The 543-nt window shown below is 57.3% G+C and carries 1 rRNA gene; it reads left to right on the top strand.

Annotated elements, in window-relative coordinates:
* Positions 1–543, top strand: a 23S ribosomal RNA gene (locus tag ACFR9U_RS21320); the annotation flags it as partial.

A 543-nucleotide genomic window follows, 5' to 3' on the forward strand; every position in this document is an offset into this window, starting at 1 on the left:
GCAGTTTGACTGGGGCGGTACGCGCTTGAAAAGATATCGAGCGCGCCCCAAGGCCATCTCATCCGGGTCAGAGATCCGGAGAAGAGCGCAAGAGCAAAAGATGGCTTGACAGTGTTCTCCACAACGAGGAACGCTGACGCGAAAGCGTGGTCTAGCGAACCTATCAGCCCGCCCGATGCGGGCGATAGATGACAGAAAAGCTACCTTAGGGATAACAGAGTCGTCACCCGCAAGAGCACATATCGACCGGGTGGCTTGCTACCTCGATGTCGGTTCCCTCCATCCTGCCCGTGCAGCAGCGGGCAAGGGTGAGGTTGTTCGCCTATTAAAGGAGGTCGTGAGCTGGGTTTAGACCGTCGTGAGACAGGTCGGCTGCTATCTATTGGGGGTGTCATTGGTACCTGACGGGAACGTTCGTATAGTACGAGAGGAACTACGAATGGTCGCCACTGGTGTACCGGTTGTCCGAGAGGGCACGTGCCGGGCAGCCACGCGACACGGGGTAAGAGCTGAACGCATCTAAGCTCGAAACCCACCTGGAAA

It is taken from the genome of Halorientalis brevis (assembly GCF_042678165.1).
Lineage (GTDB): Archaea > Halobacteriota > Halobacteria > Halobacteriales > Haloarculaceae > Halorientalis > Halorientalis brevis.